At 64.5% G+C, this 4,076-nt stretch carries 5 protein-coding genes; all 5 read right to left on the reverse strand.

Features of this window, described 5'->3' with window-relative positions:
• Nucleotides 1-312: 312 nt before the first annotated feature.
• A complete protein-coding gene (locus AC08OU_RS22310; protein ID WP_476602032.1) occupies nucleotides 313-675 on the reverse strand; it encodes a hypothetical protein in 363 nt (120 codons plus the stop codon).
• Nucleotides 676-916: 241 nt separating this feature from the next.
• Complete coding sequence (locus AC08OU_RS22315) at nucleotides 917-1,558, reverse strand: CoA transferase subunit B (RefSeq protein WP_476592484.1); 642 nt, start codon at nucleotides 1,556-1,558, stop codon at nucleotides 917-919.
• Nucleotides 1,555-2,304, reverse strand: a complete 750-nt coding sequence (locus AC08OU_RS22320) for a CoA transferase subunit A (RefSeq protein WP_476602033.1) — start codon at nucleotides 2,302-2,304, stop codon at nucleotides 1,555-1,557. The genes AC08OU_RS22315 and AC08OU_RS22320 overlap by 4 nt, the downstream gene beginning before the upstream one ends.
• A 285-nt stretch (nucleotides 2,305-2,589) precedes the next feature.
• Complete coding sequence (locus AC08OU_RS22325; RefSeq protein ID WP_476602034.1) at nucleotides 2,590-3,138, reverse strand: lipocalin-like domain-containing protein; 549 nt, start codon at nucleotides 3,136-3,138, stop codon at nucleotides 2,590-2,592.
• A 599-nt stretch (nucleotides 3,139-3,737) separates the two neighbouring features.
• Nucleotides 3,738-4,076: DUF6444 domain-containing protein (locus AC08OU_RS22330; protein WP_476605703.1), on the reverse strand; the 339-nt coding region annotated here is incomplete at its 5' end.

Consider the following 4,076-nt stretch of genomic DNA (forward strand, 5'->3'; position numbering starts at 1 on the left):
TTTACAGGGAGTTCGCCGACACTGGTGCCTTATCGCTGGGTTGATAGGAGGAGCGCATGGCCTAAATTCTACGAGTAGTCCAGGGCGCCTGCAAGGCATCTCGTGATTTCGTGAATATTTCGCTCCTGAACCGTCCCGGTCTCTAAAAAACTCGGGGCGGTGCATTTTTCGTTTTTTGCTCATTATGAGAATCTGCCGACCATCGCAATATGTTATGCCGCCCACTGCTAAGGAGTCGAAATAAAATAACTTGCGCGTTTCGAATCCTCCACAGGCCTGTGACCTGCGATGATGCTCTCGATCACGTATTTGTTACTTCATTACGTCCCCTAAGGAGAAATTCGGAGCGGACACGGTCCCGACCAGCGCGTTCAACCCGCGGACCAGCAGCGACCGTACCGTGATTTTGGTGTGGCCGAACGCCGCGCCCTGCTTGCCTGGTCCGTAGACCCGCCGCTGGCAGGAGCGGAACCAGCACTCGAGGCCGACGATCCCGTCGGGCTCGTTCGTGGGGATATTCGTGACTATGAAGCTGACCGCGAGGGCGTGGTCGGCCACGCCCTCGGGAGCCAGCGTCAGCTGGCCCTGCCCCGCCAGGGACCGGCGCCGTCGGCGCCGTCCCGCCCGCTTCGTGGCCGGCTTCCGCGACGACCCGGTGCTGCGTATACCCGTCACCTGACGGGTGCCTTTCGTCTGGGATGTCGTGTTGGTGTGGTGGCCCCTATGCTCCCTGCGCGACAGGCACCCGTTCACGTCCCACGGGTCAACAGTCGACCACCATCCCCGCCCTACTGGCGGATCTAGGTCTGAACGCCTCCGTAACGGTCCAGCCGCGGACTATTACGGAAGACAGCAGCACCCAGGCGTAGACCGGATCACGGCGACGCCGCCGCGGCCCGGAACGCCGAACAACCGGTCACCTAAGAGCGATCGTGAGGTTGGGTGTGGTGGCCACGCGGACGTCGTCCATGGTGACGCCGGGCGCGGTCTCCCGCAGGATCAGGCCGATGCCGGGCTCGATGTCGATCACTGCCAGGTCGGTGATGACGCGATGCACACAGGCCTGTCCGGTCAGCGGCAGCGTGCACTCGTCGAGGAGCTTGTGGCTGCCGTCCCGGGCAACATGCTCCATCATCACGACGACCCGCCGGGCACCGTGGACTAGGTCCATGGCGCCGCCCATGCCCTTGACCATCTTTCCGGGGATCATCCAGTTGGAGAGGTCCCCGGCGGCGGACACCTGCATAGCACCCAGGATTGCGACGTCGACGTGCCCGCCGCGGATCATGCCGAATGACGTCGCTGAGTCGAAGGTGCTGGCTCCGCGCAGGAGCGTGACGGTCTGTTTGCCCGCATTGATCAGATCGGGGTCGACCTCGTCGTCGTAGGGGAAGGGGCCGACGCCGAGGAGTCCGTTCTCGCTGTGCAAGATGACCGTGACACAGGGTGGGAGATGGTTCGCTACCAGGGTCGGCAGGCCGATGCCCAGATTGACGTACTGGCCGTCGGTCAGCTCGGCGGCCACCTGTTTAGCCATCTGCTCGCGGGTCCAGCTCATCGGGAACTCACCGTCCTCTTCTCGATCCGCTTTTCGGTGGTGGGGACGTGGACGACGCGCTGCACGAAGATGCCGGGGGTGTGGATTTCGGCCGGGTCGAGCTCGCCGGGTTCGACGAGCTCCTCCACCTCGGCGATCGTCACCCTGCCCGCGGCGGCGCACAACGGGTTGAAGTTCGCGGCGCTCCCCCGGTATATGAGGTTGCCATGCCGGTCGCCCTTCCAAGCATGGACCAACGCGAACTGGCAAACGATCGCCCGCTCCAGCACATAGCGGACCCCGTCGAATTCCCGGGTCTCCTTCGACGGCGACGGGAGCGCAACGCCACCGGCCCCGTCATACCGCCACGGCAGACCGCCGTCGGCAACCTGGGTCCCCACCCCCGCCGGAGTATAGAAAGCCGGGATCCCCGCCCCGCCGGCCCGCAGCCGTTCGGCCAGCGTCCCCTGGGGAATGAGCTCGACCTCCAATTCCCCGCCGAGGAACTGCCGCTCGAACTCCCTGTTCTCCCCCACATAGGATCCGATCAGGCGATGGATGCGGCCGGCGTCCAGGAGCACACCCAGCCCCCAGCCGTCGACCCCACAGTTGTTACTGACGATTTCGAGATCGGTGACATTGGCGTTCAGCAACGCCTCGATCAGCGTGCTCGGGATGCCGCACACCCCGAACCCACCCACCGCCAACGATGCTCCGTCACGGATATCGTCGATCGCCTTAGCTGCACTTGGGACGACTTTGTCCACTGTTCGCCCACCCCTTCTCTTGCCGCCGATCCCGCGTTGGCGTGCAGGAACACGACCGACATTCGATCATTCCGATCTTCGCCCCGGGCCCGATCGCTGAATCGACCAGCAGGAAGACCGACGGATAGTGCGCGCCGGCTCAAATCGGTGCGGTCAGGGGACGTAATGAAGTAACAAATACGCGATCGAGAGCATCATCGCAGGTCACAGGCCTGTGGAGGGTTCGAAACGCGCAAGTTATTTCATTTCGACTCCTCAGCGTGTGCGCCCGTCATGACAGAATTCCTACCTGCCGTCCAGCGGTGGCCGCGATGGGGCGACGGTCGCACCTTCCGGCGATTCCGCGGGCCGGACTCGCCTCCACGTCAGGAGTGGGACCCGGATGTCCGAGGCGTCCTCGTCCTCCTGCGCCGGGCAAGACAGTGTCAACGTGTCCCCTTGCAGCGTGAAATCACGAACCAGGTCCTCTCCGATCCACCTGGGAACAGATGCTGCCCGCACCCGGTGAATGACCTGCCTGCCAGTTAGGTGGTAAGACCCGCAGTACCCAAAGAACGAGGTGCTCATGGAGATCGACTCGACATCGACACGCGATCCATCCCTGCGTTCAGGGACCGCGGTGCCATCCCGCGGGTCGCATATGTGCACGGACATGTAGCCGTCTTCCCGGTAGACCAGTAGGCCGCCCGGGTGGGCACCCATGGGCCTCTCGAGAACATTTCCGTTACGGTTGGTGATGTCGAACGAGTCGAGCCGCCACACTCCCAGAGCGTTCGGCAGGAAACCACGCGCATCGGGATAGCCCAATGGATCCGAGCTGCCTGTGCTGCTCATGATTATTCCACCTCTCTCTCACACGCTGGTCGTAGATCTTCCGACCGGTAGGCCTTGCCGCCCTTCGAAAATGTTACGGACTAGTCGGCAAGTTGGCAAGTTTTGTGAATAAATGGTTTTTTGCGCATTCTGCGGATCAGGACCGGCGGTGAGGGGCCGCTGGTTACGGCGAAAGAAACCGCCGGCGGCGGTGTGTCACCCCCGTGGGGCTGGCACGCAGATCGCACAGCAGTGAATGCTACGAACGAGCCGGAAAACTAGCAAGTTTTGTGAATAGACAGCTTTTTGCGCATTCTGTACAGACGAGGAGCTGGCCCGCACCGGCGAGCAGCGCCGCCAGGACCGCGACCGGCCGGCTGGCCCTCGACCGGGCGAAGGTGAAGGCCGAGCTCCTGTTCCACCGGCTCGAACACCGCATCCGCGCCCATGTCCTGCCCTGCTGGCTCGCCCTGCTCCTCACCCGGGCCGCCGAACGCCGGTCCGGGCAAACATGGCTCGCTATCCGCCGCCAGGCCGGCCGGATCATGCAGGTCACCCTGGCCGGCCCCGCCGGCACGGTTACCCAGACCGCCACCCCCACCGCGGCGCAGAAAGGCTATCTACCAGGCCGTTGCCGTCCCCCCGCAGCCTGCGCACGCCGGCGGCTCGTGGGCCACCGTCCGGGTCGGGGTGGCGGTCATCGCAAGCGTCGAGCCGGGGTGCCCGTCCTGCCCACCGGGCCTGCGGTTGCTCTTCGTGCGCAGCGACTTCGGCGCGTCCGGCTTGGCCAGCCCGTCCGAACTCGGTGGCTTCGGGGAGTTCTTCGAGTTCTTCCCGGTCTGGGCGCGCAGCGCCTCGATCTCCCTGTTCGCCCGCTCCAGCGCGGCCTCGGTCCCGGCCAGCCTCGCTAGCGTCTCGGCGAGCGCCGCGGCCTGTGTCATGACCAGCGCCGCGAGCTC

This window comes from Frankia sp. CcMO1 (assembly GCF_977945845.1).